This is a genomic window from Cellulomonas sp. GTC20042 (assembly GCF_055389595.1).
On sequence record NZ_AP043678.1, the window covers coordinates 2019357 to 2037709 of the forward strand.

Below are 18353 nucleotides of genomic sequence, written 5' to 3' on the forward strand. Positions count from 1 at the left end.
GAGACGACGTGCACCCGAGGACCAGCACCGCCAGCCCGACGACCCGAGCGTGCACCGCCCGCGCGAGGCCGATGGCCGGGCTGCGCGCGTCCGTGCCGGTGCCCCGGTGAGCGTCCGCCGGGTGGTGATCGCGCCGGACAGCCTCAAGGGGTCGATCGGTGCCGCCGAGGCCGCTCGCGCCCTCGCGGACGGCTGGCACGACGTGCGCCCGGGGGACCGGCTCGACCTGCTGCCGGTGGCCGACGGCGGCGAGGGCACGCTGGCGGCGGTCGCCACGGCGAGTCCGGGGTCGCGCCGGGTGCCGGTGGTCGTGCCCGGCCCCGATGACCGGCCGGTCGGTACGTGCTGGCTGCTGCTCGCGCCCGACGCCGGCGCGGATTCCGGAAGCGGGACCGGGGTGGTCGAGCTCGCCGGCACCTCCGGGATCGAGCTGCTGGGCAGCCCGCCCCGGCTCCGCCCGCTGGACGCGCACACCCGCGGCTTCGGGACGGCGGTCGGCGCGGCGCTGGACCACGGCGTGCACCGGCTGGTGCTCGGGATCGGCTCCAGCGCCTCCACTGACGGCGGCACCGGTCTGCTCACCGCGCTCGGCGGCCGGCTGCTCGACGGCGACGACCGGCCGATCCTCCCGGGGGCGCGCGGGCTGGACGCGCTGGCCCGGGTCGACCTGTCCGCGCTGCGCCTGCCGCCGCCGGGCGGGGCCGTGGTGCTCAGCGACGTGGTGAACCCGCTCACCGGCCCGGACGGGGCGGCGGCGGTGTTCGGGCCGCAGAAGGGGCTCGTCGGCCCGGACGCCGAGCGGGTGGACCGGGGGCTGGCCCGGCTGGCGCGGCTGCTCGGCGTCGACCCGGGCACGCCCGGCGCGGGGGCCGCGGGCGGCACGGGCGCCGCGCTGCTCGCCTGGGGTGCGCGGCTGGTGCCGGGGGCCCCGGAGATCGCCCGGCTGGTCGGCCTGCCGGAGGCGGTGGCCCGGGCCGATCTCGTCGTGACCGGTGAGGGCGCGTACGACGCGCAGTCCGCGTCCGGCAAGGCCCCCGGGTTCGTGGCCGACCTGGCGCGCAGGCACGGGGTCGCGGTCGCGCTGGTCGCCGGGCGGGTGGCACCGGGATCGGCGCGGGGCTTCGCGGCGGTGCGGTCGCTGACCGACCTCGCCGGGTCCGTGGAGGCAGCGCTCGCCGACCCGGCGCGTTGGCTGCGGGTGGCCGGGGCGCAGCTCGCGGTCGCGCTCGGTGGCGGGGCGGACGCGATCGGCGCGGGCGATCCGGGTGCGGGCGGTGGCGACGCGGAACTGGCGGGTGCGGCCGTCGAGCGGGCCACCCCCGCGGAGGGCTGATCGAGATCGGTCCTGGCTCTGCCGGTCGTCCGCGCACTCGGCCGGGGCGTCGACGTCCGCGGCGGACAGGGGCGCTGTCGATCCGGGCGCCGCGGACCATCTGCTTGACCTGGAGCGCGCTCCAGGTCCGACGCTCGACCCATGGACACCACGACGCCCACCGCCCCGCAGATCGTGCTCGGCACGATGGACTACGGCACCCACGTCGACCCCGACCGCGCGTTCGCGATCCTGGACCGCTTCGTCGAGGCGGGCGGCACCTGGCTCGACACCGCGAACTGCTACTCGTTCTGGTCCGACCCGAGCGGCCTCGGCGGGGCGAGCGAGCGGGTGATCGGGCGCTGGCTCGCCGAGCGCCCCGGCGTGCGCGAGCGGGTGAGGATCGCCACGAAGGTGCGGCAGGACCCGCTGGTGGCGCACCGCTGGCCGGAGTCGGCGGAGGGCCTGTCGCGCACGGCGATCCGGGACGGCTTCGCACGCAGCCTGGACCGGCTGGGCGTCGAGCGGGTCGACCTGCTCTGGGCGCACGCCGAGGACCGGGAGGTGCCGCTGGCCGAGACGGTGCACGCCTTCGGCGAGCTTGTCGCCGAGGGACGGACCCTGCGGGTCGGGGCGGCGAACCACCCGTCGTGGCGGGTGGAGCGGGCACGGTCGATCGCGCGGGACGCCGGGATCGCGCCGTGGTCGGCGGTGCAGCTGCGGCACTCGCTCGCCCAGCCGCGCCCGGAGGCCGTGCTGCCGGACGCCGGTCACCGGCTGATGACCCCGGACGACCTGGACCTCGCCCGCGAGGAGTGCCTGGACCTGTGGACGTACACGCCGCTGCTGCACGGTGGTTACGTGCGCGCCGACCGGCCGTTCCCGCCCGCCTACGACCACCCCGGCACTGCCCGCGTGCTCACGGTGCTGGCCGAGGTGGCGGCACAGGTCGGCGCCACCCGGAACCAGGTGGTGCTGGCGTGGCTGCTGCGGCAGGGGATCAGCCCGCTGGTCGGGATCAGCCGGGTCGAGCACCTGGACGAGGCGATCGACGCGCAGGACCTGGTGCTGACCGACGCGCACATGGCAGCCTTCGCGGCAGCACGCTGACCCGCGCCATCCGAGGGAGGATCCGTGGACGCACCGACGCTGACGCCGGCCGAGACAGCGGCCCGCACCGGCCTGACGATCGACACCCTGCGCTACTACGAGAAGGAGGGGCTGGTCGGACCGGTCGGGCGCGCGTCCAGCGGGCACCGCGCGTACACCGACGACGACCTGTTCTGGATCGGGCTGGTGACCTGCCTGCGGGACGCCGGCCTCGGGATCGCCGAGCTGCGCGAGTTCACCACGCTGCTGCGCGGCGAGGCCGATGCCGCCGACCGGGTGGCGTTCCTGCGCGCGCACCGGGCCGACCTGGAGGCGCGGGTGGCGACGATCCAGCGGGCGATCGGCGTGCTCACCGACAAGATCGGGTACTACTCGGCGCCGCAGGTGTGACGGGCCGGTGTCGGAGGGCGCTGCTAGCGTCCGGCGGGTGTCCTCCTTCGACGACAAGCCGATCCTCGATCTGACGATCGAGCAGTGGCAGGCGTACCTGGAGGGATCGCCGAGCCCGGACGGGGTGCGCCTCAAGCTGCGCAAGAAGACGTCGTCGGCACCCGGGATCACCTGGTCCGAGGCGCTGGACGTCGCGCTGTGCCACGGGTGGATCGACGGGCAGGGCAAGCGGCTGGACGACGACTACTCCTTGCAGGCGTTCACGCCCCGGCGCAAGAACAGCCCGTGGTCCCAGATCAACCGCGAGCACGTCGCCCGGCTGATCGCCGAGGGGCGGATGCGCGCGGGCGGGCTCGCCGAGGTCGAGCGCGCGCAGGCCGACGGTCGGTGGGACGCCGCCTACCGGATGCGCGACGCGGCCCCGCCCGCCGACCTCCAGGCCGCCCTGGACGCGAACCCCGCGGCGGCGGCGTTCCTCGCGACGCTCACCCGCACCGAGCGGTTCCGGATCTACTTCCGGCTGACGTCGATCAAGACCCCCGCCGTGCGCGCCGCACGGATCGTGGACGTGGTGGAGAAGGCCGCCCGGGGCGAGCAGCACTACCGCTGAGCCGGGCGCGCCCGTGCCCGCGGGCGTCAGGCGCGCAGGATCGAGGTCATCTTCTTGCCGCGCGCGACCTCGTCCACCAGCTTGTCCATGTAGCGGATCTGCTGCATGAGCGGGTCCTCGATCTCCTCGACGCGCATCCCGCAGATCACGCCGGTGATCAGCGACGCGTTCGGGTTCATCGCCGGGGCCTGCGCGAAGAACGTGCGCAGGTCGGTTCCGTCGGCGGTGACCTCGGCCAGCCCCGCGTCATCGTAGCCGGTGAGCCAGGTGATCACCTGGTCCACCTCCGCGCGGGTGTGCCCCTTGCGCTCCGCCTTCGTGACGTACAGCGGGTAGATGCTGCCGAACGGCATGCTGTAGATCCGGTGCTCGGCCATGCGCTGCTCCTCGTCGTCGGGCCCGGGCTTCATTGGAGCACGATCTGCGGGGCGGGATCAGGCGGGACCGAGGTGGGGGAGCCGATCGCGGAGGGCGACGAGACCGTCGGCGAGCGCCCGGTCGTCACGCGGGTGCGCGGGCAGTCCGATGTGCTCCTCGCGGTAGGCGGCGATCCACGCCTGCAACGCGTCGGCGTCCAGGCCCTCGTGCAGGCGGTGGAGTAACGGGCCGATCATGCCGTCGTACTCGTCGTCGGGAGCCTCGCCGGCCACGCCGATCGCGTCCCAGGTGAGCAGGAGCGCCCTGATCTGCGCGGTCTCGCCGCGAGCGTCCCGTCTGCGCATACAGACATCATGCCCGCGCGGGAAGTCCTGACCGGTGTCGTTCAGTGCTGCTCGGTCGGGGAATCGTCTGCCGGGGTGGTGGCCGTCAGCGCCCGGACCGCGTCGATCGTGTCGGCCTCGGCGGCGGTCTTGTCCTCCCGGTACCGGACCACCCGCGCGAAGCGCAGCGCCAATCCGCCGGGGTAGCGCGGCGAGCGCTGCACCCCGTCGAATGCGACCTCCACCACCTGCTCCGGCCGCAGCGTGACGGTCCACCCGTCGTCGGCCACCTCCAGATCGCGGAACCGGGCGGTCTGCCAGGCGAGCATCTCGTCGGTCATGCCCTTGAAGGTCTTGCCGAGCATGACGAAGCCGCCGGCGGGGTCGCGGGCGCCGAGGTGGATGTTCGACAGGCTGCCGACCCGGCGGCCCGATCCGCGCTCGACCGCGAGCACCACCAGGTCGAGGGTGTGCCGGGGCTTGACCTTGACCCAGGCTGCCCCGCGCCGACCGGCGTCGTAGGGGGCGTCGGGGTCCTTGATCACGACGCCCTCCTGGCCCTCGGCCACCCAGCGGGCGAAGGCCTCGGCGGCGGCGGGGGTGTCGGCGTCGGTGATCCGGGGGACGGCGAAGGCCCGGGCGGTCGGGCCGGATCCCGCGTCGACGGGCCCGGACAGCACCGCGTCCAGGGCGGCGAGGCGCTGGTGCAGCGGGGCGTCCAGCAGGTCGACACCGTCCCGGTGCAGCAGGTCGAAGAAGAACGGGTGCAGCGGGAGCGCCGCGGCGACGTCGGCGTCCCGGGTGGCGGAGCGTGCGGCGGTCTCCTGGAACGGGCGCGGTCGGCCGTCGGCGCCCACGGCCAGCGCCTCGCCGTCGAGCACGACGCTGCGCACGGCGAGCCCGCGCACGGCGGCGACCACCTCGGGCAGCCGGTCGGTGATGTCGTCCAGGCTGCGGGTGAACACACGCACCTCGTCGCCGTCGCGGTGCACCTGGATCCGGATGCCGTCGAGCTTGGCGTCGACCACGACCGCGCGTCCGTCGAACCCGGCGACGGCGGTGGCGACGTCCGGGGCGGAGGCGGCGAGCATCGGGCGCACCGGGCGGCCGACGGTCAGCCCGAAGGCGTCCAGCGCGGCGCGGGCGGCTGCGGGGTTCTCGGCGGCGAGGGCGACGGAGGCGACCGGCTCGGTGGCCCCGGCGAGCATGGCGGCGCGACGCACGACCTCGGCGGGCACGTCGGCGGCCTCGGCCACCGCGTCGAGCAGCAGCGCGTCCAGGGCGCCCTGGCGCAGCTCGCCGGTGACCAGCCCGGCAAGAAGGTGCTGCTCCGGGGCGGTCGCGGCGGCGAACAGGTCGGTGGCGAGGGCGGTGCGTGCGGTGGCGGAGCCGGGGCCGGCGAGCGCGGACATCCGCTCGAAGACGGCGTCCACGGCGAGCACGTCGAGGATGGGGTCGGCGGCGGGCTCGGGCAGGTGCTGGAGCGAGCGCCAGCCGAGGCCGGTGCGGCGCTGGCGCAGCTCGCCGGCGAGGTAGCGGGCGACCACGGGCACCTCGGCGGGCTCGGCACGGCGCAGCACCTCGGCCAGCAGGCGGCGCTTGGCCAGGCGGGAACGGGTGGCGCTCAGGGCCGCAGTGGTCGCGGCAAGGTCGGCGAGGAGCACGCGGCCATCCTCCCGCCGGGGTCCGACACGCGCGCGGGGGTGCGCGCGGCGGCCGCTCAGGCGCCGAGTTCGGTGGTTCGTGCGGAAAAGGTGCCCCCGAACCACCGAACTCGGCCCGAACCACCGAACTCGCGGGCAGGGGAGTGCGGGAGAGGGAGGGAGCGGGGGAGCGGGGTGAGCGGGGGGAACGCAGGGGTGGGGGCACCCTCGCCAGGGGGTGCGGGGCGGTGGCAGGATCGGGGCGGCGGTCACCGAGCAGGTGGGGGCGGACGTGGATCTGGACGTCGACGGGGTCGAGCAGCAGGTCTCGACGGGTGTGCTGCCGGGCTGGTCGCGGGTCGAGGAGCTGGTGGTCGAGGGCCACGCGCGCTACCGCGACCACGGCGCGGGCCGGGTGGCCGACTACATCCCCGCGCTGGCGCGGGCCGATCCCGACCTGTTCGGGGTGTGCGTGGCCGAGTCCGGCGGGGACGTGCACGTCGCGGGGGATGCCGACGTCGAGTTCACCGTGCAGTCGATCTCCAAGGCGTTCGTCTACGCGCTGGTCTGCGAGCAGGTGGGTCACCGCGTGGTGCTGGACCGGGTGGGGGTGAACGCGACCGGGCTGCCGTTCTCCTCGGTGATGGCCGTCGAGCTCAACGACGGCCACCCGATGAACCCGCTGGTCAACGCCGGTGCGCTCGCCACGACGGCGCTGCTGCCGGCGACCTCCGCCGAGGACCGCTGGGAACGCGTGCGTGCCGGGCTGTCCCGGTTCGCCGGGCGCTCGCTGCTGCTGGACGAGGAGGTGTACCGGTCGGAGGCCGCCACCAACCAGCGGAACCGGGCGATCGCGCGGCTGCTGGAGAGCTACGGGCGCCTGGAGCCGGACCCGCTCGAGGTGGTGGACGTCTACACCCGGCAGTGCTCTCTGCGGGTGAGCGCCCGGGATCTCGCGGTGATGGGCGCGACTCTGGCGGACGGCGGCGTGAACCCGGTGACGGGGGAGCGCGTGGTCTCGGCGGAGGTGTGCCGGGACACGCTGGCGGTGCTGGCCACCGCGGGCCTGTACGAGCGGTCCGGGGAGTGGCTGGTCGAGATCGGCCTGCCGGCGAAGTCGGGCGTGGCGGGCGGCATCGTCGCGGTGGCGCCGGGCAAGGGGGCGATCGGGACGTTCTCGCCGCTGCTCGACCGCGCCGGGAACAGCGTGCGGGGGCAGCGGGTGACGGCCTACCTGTCCCGGACGCTCGGGCTGAACCTGTTCGCGTCGGCCGTCCAGGTCAGGTCACGGGGGGAGCACGGCAGATGAGCACGGTCGAGGACGGGACGGAACGCCGGTCGTGGGTGCCGATGGTGGGGCTGTTCCTCGCCCAGGTGCTGATGTCCTTCAACGTCGCCGCGCTGCCGGTGTCGCTGGGCGGGATGGTCGAGGACTTCGGGGTGCCGCCGACCGTGGTCAGCTCGACGATCGTCACCTACGGCCTGGCGGTCGCGGCGCTGGTCATGACGGGGGCGAAGCTCGGCCAGCGGATCGGCTGGGTGACGGTGTTCCGGGTGGTGGTGGCGACCTTCGCGGTCTCGGCGCTGCTGATGATGCTCGCGCCGACCGTGGGCTGGGCCATCGCGGGCCAGGCGCTCGCGGGGGCCTCCGCCGCGATCATCGTGCCGTCGCTGGTGGCGCTGGTGGCAGAGAACTACCGCGGGCCGCAGCAGGCCACCGCGATCGGGTCGCTCGGCTCGGCGCGGGCGATCTCCGGGGTGACCGCGTTCTTCGTCGGCGGGGCGCTCGGCACGCTGGTCGGCTGGCGCCCGGTGTTCGGGATCGTGCTCGTGCTGGCGGTGGCCGTGTTCGCACTGAGCTTCCGGCTGCGCGCGGACCGGGGTGACCCGGGCATCCGGATCGACCTGGTGGCCGCGGTGCTGATCGGCGCGGCGATCGTCTCGCTGACCCTGGGCTTCAACAACCTCAACGCGTGGGGGCTGCTGGCGGCGTCCGCGGACGCGCCCTTCGACGTGGCCGGCGTGTCCCCGGCGCCGCTGCTGGTGGTGCTCGGCGTGGTGCTCGGCCAGACGTTCTTCTGGTGGACGCGGCGGCGGGCGGCGACCGGGCGGACCCCGCTGGTGGACCTCGGGGTGCTGTCAGAGCCGAGCGAGCGGGCGGCGGTCTACGCGATGTTCGTGGTGGTGGCGCTGGAGGCGGCGCTCAACTTCACCGTGCCGCTCTACATCCAGATCGTGCAGGGGCGCACGCCCTTCGACACCGCGCTGGCGATGATGCCGTTCAACCTCACCGTGTTCGTGACGGCGACCCTCGTGGTGCGGTTCTACGGGCGGTTCAGCCCGCGGGCGATCGGCACGGCCGGCTTCGGGCTGACCACGGTGGCGCTGGTGTGGCTGGCGTTCGTGGTGACCAACAACTGGGAGACGGTGCCGACGATCGCCGGGCTGCTGGTGTTCGGTGTCGGGCAGGGCGCGCTGGTGACGCTGGTGTTCAACGTGCTGGTGAGCGCCGCGCCGACGCACCTGGCCGGTGACGTGGGGTCGATCCGCGGGACCACGCAGAACCTCGCCTCGGCGGTGGGGACCGCGACGGTGGGGGCGCTGCTGGTGACGATCCTCGGCGTCGGCGTGGGGCGCGCGGTCCTCGACCACCCGGAGCTGCCGCCGGCGCTGGTGGCGCAGGTGGACCTGGACCAGGTGAACTTCATCAGCAACGACGAGCTGCGCTCGGTGCTGGCCGCCACCGACGCCGACCCGGCGCAGGTGGACGCGGCCGTGCGGCTGAACGAGCAGGCGCGGCTGGACACCCTGCGCCTGGGGCTGCTGGTGCTGGCGGCGGTGAGCGCGACGGCGGTGCTGCCGGCGAGCAGGCTGCCGCGGTACCGCGCGGGGGAGATCCCCGACCCGGCGCCCGAGCCCGCGGCCTGATCGACCCGGTGTGGGCCTCAGGTCGCCGGGCGTGCGCGGCGGTCGGCGGCGCGGTCCTTGAGGAAGACCGCCACGAGGATCCAGCCGCCGAGAGCAGTGACGATCCAGACGATCAGCGGGGCGAGCACCCAGGCGGTGACGTCGGACAGCCGGATCCCGCCGGGGAACAGGGTGGCGATGAACAGCGCGACCAGCGTGGACACCAGGCCGATCCCGCCGAGCAGCGGGTTGGCGTACCGGCGGGCGACGTTGAAGATGAACGGCCCGAGGATCCCCTGCGCGACGGTGAACACCACCACCGCGACCAGGAAGCCGGAGACGGACACGTGCACGCCGGGCACCAGCCACGCGGCGATCAGCAGGCCGAGGGCGGCGGTGCCGAGGTTGATGGCGATGCGGATCAGGAAGCGGATCATGGGGTCCCCCGAACGCTCGTGCGGATCTGACCGGGCCGGCGCTGGCCCGAGCGTAGCGCCGGACCCGTACGCTGCGGGGCGTGACGCGGACCCGTGATGCCGAGACCCGGCGGCTGCCGGTGTACGGCGCGGGCGAGGTGCACGTGCCCTACCGGGTCAAGAACACCTACGAGACGTTGCACGCGCCGGTGTCCTGGGCGGAGCACGCGCACCCGACGCACGAGCTGCTCTGGCACGACCGGGGCGCGTCGACGGCGGTGGTGGGCGAGCGGGTGTGGACGGTGACGCCGACGCTGGCGCTGTGGATCCCGGCCGGGGTGCGGCACTCGGGCACCGCGCCGGCGGGGGTGCTGCACCGGGCCGCGCAGCTCGCCGTGCACGCGTCGCCGGCCATCGCGGACCGTCCGGTGGCCGTGGAGATGACCCCGCTGCTGCGCCTGCTGCTGGACCGCCTGGTGGACGAGGACGGCGCGCTGGACGACGCGGCCCGCGAGCGCACGGAGGCGGTGGTGCTGGACCTGATCGTGCCCGCGCCGCACGAGCTGGTGCTGCGGGTGCCGGCCTCGCCGCTGCTGGAGCCGGTGCTGGCGGCGCTGCGGGACGACCCGGGCGACCCGACGACGCTGGAGGAGTGGGCGGAGCGGCTCGGGGTGAGCACGCGCACGCTGGGCCGGGCGTTCCACACCGAGACCGGGCTGGGCTTCGCGCGCTGGGTGGCGACGGCGCGGGCGCAGCGGGCGGTGGTGCTGATCGCGCAGGGGGAGGACCTGGAGGACATCGCCTCCGCGGTGGGCTTCCGCTCGGTCAGCGCCTTCGGGACGGCGTTCCGCCGAGTCACCGGCATGACCCCCGGCGCGTTCCGGAGCGATCCGGCCGCCTGATCGCTGTCGTTCTCGCGACATCTGGTGTCGTGATGGCGCGATTGCGCCGCGGATGAGGACTGCCTTACCTTAGCAAGGCAATCCTTACCTCGCCCGGATCAGGGTGGCGGACGTGCTGGTGAGCGACGGGGCAGACCCCTCGATCCCGGCGCCCGCGCGGGCGGATCGCACCCCCATCGCGCCGTTCGCGGCACCACCCGGAAGGACCCCATGTCTCCCGCTCCCCGCTGGATCGCGGCCTCCGCGACCGCCCTGCTCGCGCTGGGCCTGGCCGCCTGCTCCACCGGCTCCGACGACATCGCCGCCGAGCCCACCACCGGCTCCGGCACCGAGTTCGATGCCGTGACCATCGAGCACGCCTTCGGCACCACCGTCATCGAGGAGAAGCCCGAGCGCGTCGCCACCGTCGCGTGGGCCAACCACGAGGTCCCGCTGGCCCTCGGCGTGGTGCCGGTCGGCATGGCGGCCGCCAACTTCGGCGACGACGACGGCAACGGGTTGCTGCCGTGGGTCGAGGAGAAGCTCGAGGAGCTCGGCGGCGAGGCCCCGGTGCTCTTCGACGAGAACGACGGCATCGACTTCGAGGCCGTCGCCGGCACCGAGCCCGACGTGATCCTCGCGGCCTACTCCGGCCTGACCCAGGAGGACTACGACACGCTGAGCGAGATCGCCCCCGTCGTCGCCTACCCGGAGAACGCCTGGGGCACCGACTGGCGCCAGATGATCGAGTTCAACGCCCTCGGCATGGGCATGGGCGACGAGGGCGAGCAGCTGATCAGCGACCTCGAGGACGAGATGGCCGAGAAGGTCGCCGCGTACCCGGCGCTGGAGGGCAAGTCCGTCGCGTTCATGACGCACGTCGACCCGACCGACCTGTCGGAGATCTCCTTCTACTCCACGCACGACACCCGCGTGAAGTTCTTCGAGGACCTGGGCCTGACCCACCCGCAGAGCATCCTCGACGCCTCGGACGCCACCGACGAGTTCGCGATCACGGTCAGCACCGAGCAGGCCGACTCGTTCAGCGACGTGGACGTCATCGTCACCTACGGCGACGCCTCGATGATCGACGCGCTGGCCGCCGACCCGGTGCTCGCGCAGATGCCCGCCGTGGCGAACCGCGCGATCGTGGCGCTGCCCTCCTCGGCGCCGCTGGGCACCGCCGCCAACCCGACCCCGCTGGCGATCTCCTGGATCCTGGACGACTACCTCGGCCTGATCGCCGAGGCCGCGTCCGCCTCCGCGTGACCCAGACCCGCAGCACCGCCGTCCCGGACCTCGCACCCGACCAGCACGCGCTGGCCGTCGTGCGGCGTCCGGGACGCGCGCGTGCGCTCGCCCTGCTGGCCGTGGTGGCCGTGGTCGTCGTGCTGGCCGTCCTGTCGGTGGCCTTCGGCTCGCGGGTGGTCGGCTGGGACGCCGTCGTGGACGGGGTGCGCGGTGCCTTCGGCGGGCCGCTGGACGGCTTCGACCAGGCCGCCGTCGCCAAGCGCGTCCCGCGCACGGTGCTCGCTCTGGTCGCCGGCGCCGGCCTCGGCCTGGCCGGTGCGGTGATGCAGGGCGTCACCCGCAACCCGCTCGCCGATCCGGGGATCCTCGGCGTCAACATGGGCGCCTCGCTCGCGGTGGTCGTCGGCATGGCCTGGTTCGGCCTCGGCACCGCGCGCGGCTACGTGTGGGCGGCGATCCTCGGCGCCGGCCTGACCGCGGTGCTGGTCTACGTGATCGGCTCGCTGGGCAACGGCGGTGCGACCCCGCTCAAGCTGGCGCTGGCCGGTGCGGCGACCTCGGCGGCGCTCGCCTCCTTCATCAGCGCCGTCGTGCTCGGCCGCAACGACCTGGGCGAGAACGTGCAGTCCTGGCAGATCGGCGGGGTCGGCGGCGCCACCTGGTCGCAGCTCGGGATCGTCTGGCCATTCCTCGCCGCCGGCATCGCGATCTGCCTGCTGTCCGCGCGCGGCCTCAACCTGCTCGCCCTCGGCGACGAGCTCGCCGCCGGCCTCGGCCAGCGGGTCGCGCTCGCCCGCGCCGCCGCGTCCCTCGGCGCCGTGGTGCTCTGCGGGGCGGTCACGGCGGTCACCGGGCCGATCGGCTTCGTCGGGCTCGTCGTCCCGCACCTGTGCCGGCTGCTGGTCGGCGTGGACCACCGCTGGCTGCTGCCGTTCTCCGCGCTCGGCGGGGCCGCGCTGCTCACCGGCGCCGACGTGCTCGGCCGGCTGGTCGCCCGCCCCGAGGAGGTCGCCGTCGGCATCATCACGGCGTTCCTCGGCGCCCCGTTCTTCATCTGGGTGGTCCGCCGCCAGAAGGTGCGTGCCCTGTGACCGACCTGTCCCTGGCCGCGACGCCCGCGGCGGCGCGACATGCCGCCGTGTTGGCGGAGGTGCGCGCCGGTCGGCACGAGCGCACCCGCCGCCGCGCCACCGTGCTGATCGTGCTCGCGATCGGCGTGGTCTCGGTCTACGCGCTGACCCTGATGGTCGGCCAGACCGCGCACAGCCCGGCCACCGTGCTCCGGGTGCTGCTCGGCGAGGACGTGCCCGGCGCCTCCTTCACGATCGGCACCCTGCGCCTGCCGCGCGCCACCCTCGGCCTGCTCGCCGGGCTGTCCTTCGGGATCGCCGGCGTCACCTTCCAGACCATGTTGCGCAACCCGCTGGCCAGCCCGGACATCATCGGCATCTCCTCGGGTGCGTCCACGGCCGCCGCCTTCGCGATCGTGGTGCTCGGTCTCGGCGGGGCGGCGGTGTCGGTCTTCGCGATCGTCGCCGGCCTCGGGATCGCCCTGCTGGTCTACCTGCTGTCCTACCGCGGCGGTGTCGCCGGCACCCGGCTCGTGCTGGTCGGGATCGGTGTCGCGGCGGTGCTGCAGAGCGCCACCTCGTACATCCTCGACCGCGCGCCGGAGTGGGCGTTGCAGGACGCGATGCGCTGGCTCACCGGCAGCCTGAACGGGGCGTCCTGGTCGGAGATCGGCCCGCTCGCCCTCGCGCTCGTCGTGCTCGGCCCGGTGCTGCTCGGCCGGGGCCGCGACCTCGGGCTGCTCCAGCTCGGCGACGACACCGCCGCCGCGCTCGGCGTGCGCGTCGACCGCACCCGCCTGGTCGGCGTGGTCGCCGCCGTCACCCTGCTCGCCTTCGCCACCGCCGCGTCCGGGCCGATCGCCTTCGTCGCGTTCCTCGCCGGCCCGGTCGCCGCCCGGCTGATCGGCCCGCGCGGATCGCTGCTGCTGCCCGCCGCGCTGGTCGGGGCCCTGCTCGTGCTGGTCGCCGACTTCTGCGGGCAGTTCGTCGTCGGCACCCGCTACCCGGTCGGCGTCGTCACCGGTGTGCTCGGCGCGCCCTCCCTGCTCTACCTCATCGTCCGCACCAACCGCGCCGGAGGGTCCCTGTGACCGACACCGTCGACCACGTCGATCACACGCTGGAGGCCCAGCACCTCACCCTCGGCTACCAGGACCGGGTGGTGATCCAGGACCTCGACCTGATCGTGCCGCCCGGCCGGATCACCGCGATCGTCGGGGCGAACGCCTGCGGCAAGTCGACGCTGCTGCGCTCCATGTCCCGCCTGCTCACACCCTCCCAGGGCCAGGTGCTCCTCGACGGTGCGGCGGTGCACCGCCTGCCCGCCAAGCAGCTCGCCCGCACCCTCGGCCTGCTGCCGCAGCAGCCGATCGCCCCCGAGGGCATCACCGTCGCCGACCTGGTCGGACGCGGTCGCCACCCGCACCAGCGGATGTTCAGCCGCCCCAGCCGCGAGGACGACGAGGCGGTGGCCGACGCCCTGCTCGCCGCCGACGTGGTCGACCTCGCCGACAGGCCGGTGGACGAGCTGTCCGGCGGGCAGCGCCAGCGGGTGTGGATCGCGATGGCCCTCGCCCAGCAGACCGGCGTGCTGCTGCTCGACGAGCCGACCACCTTCCTCGACGTCACCCACCAGGTCGAGGTGCTGGACCTGCTCACCGACCTCAACCGCCGGCGCGGCACCACCATCGTCATGGTGCTGCACGACCTGAACCTCGCCGCCCGCTACGCCGACCACCTGGTGGCTCTGGCCGACGGGCGCGTGCACTCGGCGGGGGCCGCCGCCGACGTGCTCACCCCGGCGATGGTCGAGGCGGTGTTCGGGCTGCGCAGCGCCGTGGTCACCGACCCGGTGTCCGGCACGCCGCTCATGGTGCCGATCGGGCGGCACCACGCCGCGGTGCCGGACGGGCGGCCGCTGGCCGCGGTGCCGGACGGGGTGGCGGGGCCGGTCTGACGACGCGAGCGAGCCGGGGATCGCCCCAGGTCGCCCCGTCTGTCGAATTGCGCAGAACGGTCCTGAGCGGTCGATCCCGGTTGCTAGGTTCGACGCGTCCGTGACACCCCGCGCGATCCGAGGCATCGATGTGAACGAGCCGCTGCCGGTCTACTACGTCCCATGCACCGTCGATCCTGAGGGTGACCTGCGTGTCACCTTACGGAGAACCCGTGACGGGCGTACTGCCCTCCTTGTGTACTCAGCCCTCGACCGGCTCCGTGGCGGTGCCGGAGACGTCCCCTGGGCGCTCCTGTCCGTGGAGGACCTCTCCCGGGTGAAGACCGAGTCTCCTTACGACGTGATCTACCAGGACCTGCGGATCCCCGAAGAGTTCCGGGCCGTGGTCGCATGACTCACGGGATCGAGGTCAGCTACGAGGAACTCGGCGCACTCCGATCGCGGCTGTTCGAGGCGGCGTCTATTGTGGGGGAGACGACCGGATCGATGCCGCGCACACCTGGTGGGACCCTCGGGAGTGTGGCTGTCGCAGCGATGACGAGCCACCTGCTGGAGAACGTGGCTCATCTCTGCCTGGCCCTGGAGTCGGCCTCGGAGGCAGTCCAGGCGAGCCGCGATGCCTACGCCGACGCCGAGTCCCGTGTCGTCGAGCGCTCGCAGATGCACATGAGGGCACTGTGAGCGCGATCGACACCTCGATCGACGCTGATGTGCCCGGCACGCGGCTGTTGTCGGACTGGCTGCGTCGGGATCTCGGCTCGGCGATCGACTCAGCGACAGCCTCCCTGCGCTACGCCCGCGAGGATCGAGGCACGTGGATCGGTACCGCGGGCGACGCGTTCCGAGGTCGGATGTCGACCCTCTCTGGCTCGTCAGAGTCCGCCTCGGCACGCACCTCGGAGATGGCTGCCGGGCTGGAACGTTTCGCGGACGTGGTCGCCGACGCCCAGATCCGTATGGAGGGCGTGCGGAGCGAGGCGCTTGCCGCCGGCCTGACCGTGACGGCTACCGCGATCGTCGCACCGAGCAGCCCCGGACCGATCCCGCTCAATCCCGGACTCGCGGCGACTCCCGCGGAGGCTCAGTCATTCGAACGCGCCGCGAACGCCCGTCGTACGGCCGTCGCTCGGTGCGCCGCCTTTGACTCTGCCTCGGCCGAAGTCGAGTCGATCCGAGAGGACGTCGAGGAGGCTGAGCGCGCGCTAGCCTCCGTGGAGGCGGCGGTGAAGACACTGCTGATCCCGGCAGTCGACTTCGTCACGGGTGCGGGCATCTCAGCAGTGGTCGGGCGTGGCGCGATCGAGATGCGCGGATACGCCGCTCTCCTGAGGCAGCAGGCGAACTCGTTCGCCGCGAACGCGGCGCGCCCAGGCAGCGCGCTCACTCCTGGGCTCTTCTACCGCGACCTCGATGACGCGGCGCGGGCGGCAGCACAAGCGACCACCGTGGCCGATGACGCGTCGAAGCTGGTCAGAGCCGGGAAGGTTGGTGGGGTTGTCGTCGGCGCCGTGCTGACGGGTTTCTCGATCCACTCGGACATCGAGGCAGGCGAGAGCACGACGCAGGCGGTCGTATCGAACGGAGGCGGTCTGATCGCCTCGATCGTCGCCGGTGCTGCAGCAGGCACCGCGATCGGAGGAGTCGCAGGTTCGATCGTCCCCGGCGCGGGCAACGTGGTGGGCGCGGTCGGAGGTGCGATCGTGGGAGGCGTGGTGGGCATCTTCACATCCGGTGCGATCGACGGCCTCTTCGAGCACGACCTCGACGTGGGCGAGGCGTTGAAGAACGGCTGGAACGATCTGAAGGACACCGGCGCGGCGATCGGTGACCTCGCGGTGGATGGTGTCGAGGCGGTCGGCGACATGATCGGGCGTGCCGGCGACGGGCTGTCCGACGCGTGGGATGCGGTGTTCGGATGACCCGCCGCGGGTCCACCCCCGACCGGGTCCCCTCGCCCGAGGAGTGGCAGCGCCTCGGTGTCGACCTCGACCGCCACGCTGCTCGGCAGCGTCGGCTGGAGGTCCCGACGGCCCTCGGCATCGTCGCGTTCGGGCTGCTGATCGCGGTGCTCGGGCGGCAGAGCGCTCCGGGCCTGGTGCTCGCCGGCTGGCTCGTCGCGATCGGTCTGCTGCTGCTCGCGCCGTGGGTGGTGCGCTCCCGTGAGCGGCGCGGGCGGTCCCGTGCTCCGGCACCTCGGCTGGCGACGCTCGACGGTCGGCCGGCGACGGTGCTGCCGGCGGATCGCACCCTCGGCTACGCCGGTGCCGGGATCGTGCTGGTCACGGCGGTGTGGCTGCTCGGGACGGCGGCGACGCTCGGGACGGGCGAGGACGGTTCGCTCGCGGTGCTGCTGGCCGTGCTGGGGGTGATCCCGCTCGGTGCGGGGGCGTGGCTGGTGCATCGGGCACGACGCGTCGGCATCTGGCTCACCGCTGAGGCGCTGGTCCTGCGTGCGGCAGGGCGGGACGCGTCGTCCCGGACCGTGTGGGCGCTCGTCCGCGAGGTGAACGCGCCGGTCCCTCCGGACGACCTGCTGATGCTCCGCCGGGTCACCGTCCCGGAGGACTCCTCCACGATGCGTCCGATGCCCGGCTCGGCGGACAGCGGGGTCCTGTTCATCCGCTCCGGCGTGCACGCGATCGACGGGGCCGCGCTCGCGGCGGTGATCCGCGAGTACGCGCGCCCTGGCCGCGCCGCCGAGATCGGCACCCCGGCGAGCCTCGGCACGATCGCGCGGATCGCCGCCACGGCGCCCACCACCCCGCCGTCGGCCTGAGGCTCACCCCGGGTCCGGCAGCATCGGCATCTCGAACCCCGCCCCCTGCCGCAGCAGCGCCCCGCGGGTGAGCGCGCCGGAGCCGAACCGCACCGCGACCGCGTCCACCGCGGCGTCGAGCCCGGCGGCGCCGGTGCCGTCGAGGTCGAGCTGCGGCTGCACCCACGTGTCGGCGGACAGGCCGCCGACGGCGATGCCGACCAGGGTGATCCCGCGGGCGGCGATCAGCGGGGCGGCCTCGTCCAGCAGCCGCAGCGCGACGTCGGCGATCTGCTGCCCGGAGTCGGTGGGACGCGGCACCGAGCGGGACCGGGTGGCGCGGGTGTAGTCGGCGAACCGCAGCCGGAGCACGATCGTCTGCGCCTGACGGTGCCCGCCGCGCAGCCTGCGGCAGACCCGGTCGACCAGGCCGAGCAGCGCGGCGCGGACCGCCTCCGGCCGGTGCGGCCCCTGGCCGAGCGCCCGCTGCGCGCCGACGGACCCGCGGCGGCGCCCGGTCTCGACGCGGTCCGGGGTGCGGCCGTGCACGACGGCGTGCAGGTGCCGGCCCTGCGCGGGGCCGAGGGCGGCGACCAGCACCTCGCGGGGGAGCGCGGCGACGTCCCCGGCGGTGACGATGCCGTACTCGTGCAGCTTGCGGGCGGTGACGTCGCCGACGCCCCAGAGCTGCTCGACCGGCAGCGGGTGCAGGAACGCGTCCTCACCCTCCGGCGGCACCAGCAGCAGGCCGTCGGGCTTCGCGACGCGCGAGGCCACCTTGGCGAGGAACGGCGTGCGGGCCACCCCGACGGTGATCGGCAGGCCGACCTCGGTGCGCACCCGCTCGCGCAGCCGTGCGCCGATCGCCACCGGCGGCAGATCGATCCGGTGCAGCCCGCGCACGTCGAGGAAGGCCTCGTCGATCGACACGCCCTGCACCAGGGGAGTGGTGTCCTCGAAGATCGCGAACACCGCACGGCTGGCGGCGGTGTACGCCTCGAACCGGGGCCGGACCACGATCAGCCCCGGGCACAGCGCCCGCGCGTGCCGGCCACCCATCGCCGTCCGCACCCCGCGCCGCTTGGCCTCGTAGGACGCCGCGAGCACCACGCCGCCGCCCACCGCCACCGGACGGCCGCGCAGCCGTGGGTCGTCGCGCTGCTCGACGGCGGCGTAGAACGCGTCGAGGTCCGCGTGCAGGATGCCGGCGCGCGGGTCGGGCGCGTCGAGCGGGTCGATCGGGCCGAGCGGCGGCCGGTGCGGGCGCGAGGACATAGAACACATGTTCGATCACGGGTCCGACATCCGCCCCGACTCCTGGGTGCGGCGCACCGACTACGCAGATCGCGG

General features: G+C 74.3%; 20 protein-coding genes. 15 read left to right on the top strand and 5 right to left on the bottom strand.

Features of this window, described 5'->3' with window-relative positions; all coding sequences use genetic code 11:
* The first annotated feature begins 106 nt into the window (after window positions 1-106).
* The 4 genes from ACZ5HG_RS09270 (at window position 107) to ACZ5HG_RS09285 (ending at window position 3422) form a co-directional block, all read left to right on the top strand.
* A complete protein-coding gene (locus tag ACZ5HG_RS09270) occupies window positions 107-1333 on the top strand; it encodes a glycerate kinase (RefSeq protein ID WP_464181996.1) in 1227 nt (408 codons plus the stop codon).
* 141 nt (window positions 1334-1474) lie between these two features.
* The gene (locus ACZ5HG_RS09275; protein WP_464181997.1) at window positions 1475-2422 is read left to right on the top strand and encodes an aldo/keto reductase; all 948 of its coding nucleotides are present in this window, start codon (window positions 1475-1477) and stop codon (window positions 2420-2422) included.
* A 24-nt stretch (window positions 2423-2446) separates the two neighbouring features.
* On the top strand, window positions 2447-2812 hold the full coding sequence (locus ACZ5HG_RS09280) for a MerR family transcriptional regulator (RefSeq protein WP_464181998.1): 366 nt from the start codon (window positions 2447-2449) through the stop codon (window positions 2810-2812).
* 37 nt (window positions 2813-2849) lie between these two features.
* The gene (locus ACZ5HG_RS09285; protein ID WP_464181999.1) at window positions 2850-3422 is read left to right on the top strand and encodes a YdeI/OmpD-associated family protein; all 573 of its coding nucleotides are present in this window, start codon (window positions 2850-2852) and stop codon (window positions 3420-3422) included.
* A gap of 26 nt (window positions 3423-3448) precedes the next feature.
* Here the strand turns inward: ACZ5HG_RS09285 and ACZ5HG_RS09290 are convergent, their stop codons facing one another.
* From ACZ5HG_RS09290 to ACZ5HG_RS09300, 3 genes are read right to left on the bottom strand one after another with little or no spacing between them, the layout of a single operon-like run.
* Window positions 3449-3799, bottom strand: coding sequence for a DUF2200 domain-containing protein (locus ACZ5HG_RS09290; RefSeq protein WP_464182134.1), 351 nt, complete (start codon window positions 3797-3799; stop codon window positions 3449-3451).
* Window positions 3800-3856: 57 nt separating this feature from the next.
* Window positions 3857-4144 (bottom strand): hypothetical protein, encoded by a 288-nt coding sequence (locus ACZ5HG_RS09295; RefSeq protein ID WP_464182000.1) that lies wholly within the window; start codon window positions 4142-4144, stop codon window positions 3857-3859.
* Window positions 4145-4185: 41 nt separating this feature from the next.
* Window positions 4186-5787, bottom strand: coding sequence for an ATP-dependent DNA ligase (locus tag ACZ5HG_RS09300; RefSeq protein WP_464182001.1), 1602 nt, complete (start codon window positions 5785-5787; stop codon window positions 4186-4188).
* Between the two features lie 271 nt (window positions 5788-6058).
* Between ACZ5HG_RS09300 and glsA the strand changes: the two genes are divergently transcribed.
* A complete protein-coding gene (gene glsA, locus ACZ5HG_RS09305; RefSeq protein WP_464182002.1) occupies window positions 6059-7075 on the top strand; it encodes a glutaminase A in 1017 nt (338 codons plus the stop codon).
* Window positions 7072-8694, top strand: coding sequence for an MFS transporter (locus ACZ5HG_RS09310; protein ID WP_464182004.1), 1623 nt, complete (start codon window positions 7072-7074; stop codon window positions 8692-8694). Before glsA ends, ACZ5HG_RS09310 begins: the two co-directional genes overlap by 4 nt.
* A gap of 17 nt (window positions 8695-8711) precedes the next feature.
* Here the strand turns inward: ACZ5HG_RS09310 and ACZ5HG_RS09315 are convergent, their stop codons facing one another.
* Window positions 8712-9110 carry a phage holin family protein gene (locus ACZ5HG_RS09315; protein ID WP_464182006.1) on the bottom strand — a complete coding sequence of 133 codons (399 nt, stop codon included), beginning with the start codon at window positions 9108-9110 and terminating at the stop codon, window positions 8712-8714.
* An 80-nt stretch (window positions 9111-9190) separates the two neighbouring features.
* Here ACZ5HG_RS09315 and ACZ5HG_RS09320 point away from each other — a divergent pair, with 80 nt between their 5' ends.
* From ACZ5HG_RS09320 to ACZ5HG_RS09360, 9 genes are all read left to right on the top strand, one after another.
* Window positions 9191-9991 carry a helix-turn-helix transcriptional regulator gene (locus ACZ5HG_RS09320; protein WP_464182007.1) on the top strand — a complete coding sequence of 267 codons (801 nt, stop codon included), beginning with the start codon at window positions 9191-9193 and terminating at the stop codon, window positions 9989-9991.
* Window positions 9992-10201: 210 nt separating this feature from the next.
* Window positions 10202-11239: an iron-siderophore ABC transporter substrate-binding protein gene (locus ACZ5HG_RS09325; RefSeq protein WP_464182008.1), complete on the top strand. Its 1038-nt coding sequence runs from the start codon at window positions 10202-10204 to the stop codon at window positions 11237-11239.
* Window positions 11236-12312 (top strand): FecCD family ABC transporter permease, encoded by a 1077-nt coding sequence (locus ACZ5HG_RS09330; RefSeq protein ID WP_464182009.1) that lies wholly within the window; start codon window positions 11236-11238, stop codon window positions 12310-12312. Before ACZ5HG_RS09325 ends, ACZ5HG_RS09330 begins: the two co-directional genes overlap by 4 nt.
* Window positions 12309-13382, top strand: a complete 1074-nt coding sequence (locus tag ACZ5HG_RS09335; protein ID WP_464182010.1) for a FecCD family ABC transporter permease — start codon at window positions 12309-12311, stop codon at window positions 13380-13382. Before ACZ5HG_RS09330 ends, ACZ5HG_RS09335 begins: the two co-directional genes overlap by 4 nt.
* Window positions 13379-14248: an ABC transporter ATP-binding protein gene (locus ACZ5HG_RS09340; protein WP_464182012.1), complete on the top strand. Its 870-nt coding sequence runs from the start codon at window positions 13379-13381 to the stop codon at window positions 14246-14248. Before ACZ5HG_RS09335 ends, ACZ5HG_RS09340 begins: the two co-directional genes overlap by 4 nt.
* A 130-nt stretch (window positions 14249-14378) precedes the next feature.
* Window positions 14379-14642: an SAV_915 family protein gene (locus ACZ5HG_RS09345; RefSeq protein WP_464182013.1), complete on the top strand. Its 264-nt coding sequence runs from the start codon at window positions 14379-14381 to the stop codon at window positions 14640-14642.
* Entirely contained in the window at window positions 14639-14929 is a 291-nt protein-coding gene (locus tag ACZ5HG_RS09350) for a hypothetical protein (protein ID WP_464182014.1), read from the top strand. Before ACZ5HG_RS09345 ends, ACZ5HG_RS09350 begins: the two co-directional genes overlap by 4 nt.
* Complete coding sequence (locus tag ACZ5HG_RS09355; protein WP_464182015.1) at window positions 14926-16167, top strand: hypothetical protein; 1242 nt, start codon at window positions 14926-14928, stop codon at window positions 16165-16167. The genes ACZ5HG_RS09350 and ACZ5HG_RS09355 overlap by 4 nt, the downstream gene beginning before the upstream one ends.
* Window positions 16164-17024 (top strand): hypothetical protein, encoded by an 861-nt coding sequence (locus ACZ5HG_RS09360; protein WP_464182016.1) that lies wholly within the window; start codon window positions 16164-16166, stop codon window positions 17022-17024. The genes ACZ5HG_RS09355 and ACZ5HG_RS09360 overlap by 4 nt, the downstream gene beginning before the upstream one ends.
* Window positions 17025-17027: 3 nt before the next feature.
* Here the strand turns inward: ACZ5HG_RS09360 and dinB are convergent, their stop codons facing one another.
* The gene (gene dinB, locus ACZ5HG_RS09365; protein WP_464182018.1) at window positions 17028-18278 is read right to left on the bottom strand and encodes a DNA polymerase IV; all 1251 of its coding nucleotides are present in this window, start codon (window positions 18276-18278) and stop codon (window positions 17028-17030) included.
* Window positions 18279-18353: the final 75 nt, after the last annotated feature.

Bases quoted from the DNA above. Each gene is read 5' to 3' on its own strand.
- ACZ5HG_RS09290 (WP_464182134.1), bottom strand. From the start codon at position 3,799: ATGGCCGAGCACCGGATCTACAGCATGCCGTTCGGCAGCATCTACCCG.
- ACZ5HG_RS09325 (WP_464182008.1), top strand. From the start codon at position 10,202: ATGTCTCCCGCTCCCCGCTGGATCGCGGCCTCCGCGACCGCCCTGCTC.
- ACZ5HG_RS09295 (WP_464182000.1), bottom strand. From the start codon at position 4,144: ATGCGCAGACGGGACGCTCGCGGCGAGACCGCGCAGATCAGGGCGCTC.
- dinB (WP_464182018.1), bottom strand. From the start codon at position 18,278: ATGTCCTCGCGCCCGCACCGGCCGCCGCTCGGCCCGATCGACCCGCTC.
- ACZ5HG_RS09310 (WP_464182004.1), top strand. From the start codon at position 7,072: ATGAGCACGGTCGAGGACGGGACGGAACGCCGGTCGTGGGTGCCGATG.
- ACZ5HG_RS09360 (WP_464182016.1), top strand. From the start codon at position 16,164: ATGACCCGCCGCGGGTCCACCCCCGACCGGGTCCCCTCGCCCGAGGAG.
- ACZ5HG_RS09315 (WP_464182006.1), bottom strand. From the start codon at position 9,110: ATGATCCGCTTCCTGATCCGCATCGCCATCAACCTCGGCACCGCCGCC.
- ACZ5HG_RS09350 (WP_464182014.1), top strand. From the start codon at position 14,639: ATGACTCACGGGATCGAGGTCAGCTACGAGGAACTCGGCGCACTCCGA.
- ACZ5HG_RS09275 (WP_464181997.1), top strand. From the start codon at position 1,475: ATGGACACCACGACGCCCACCGCCCCGCAGATCGTGCTCGGCACGATG.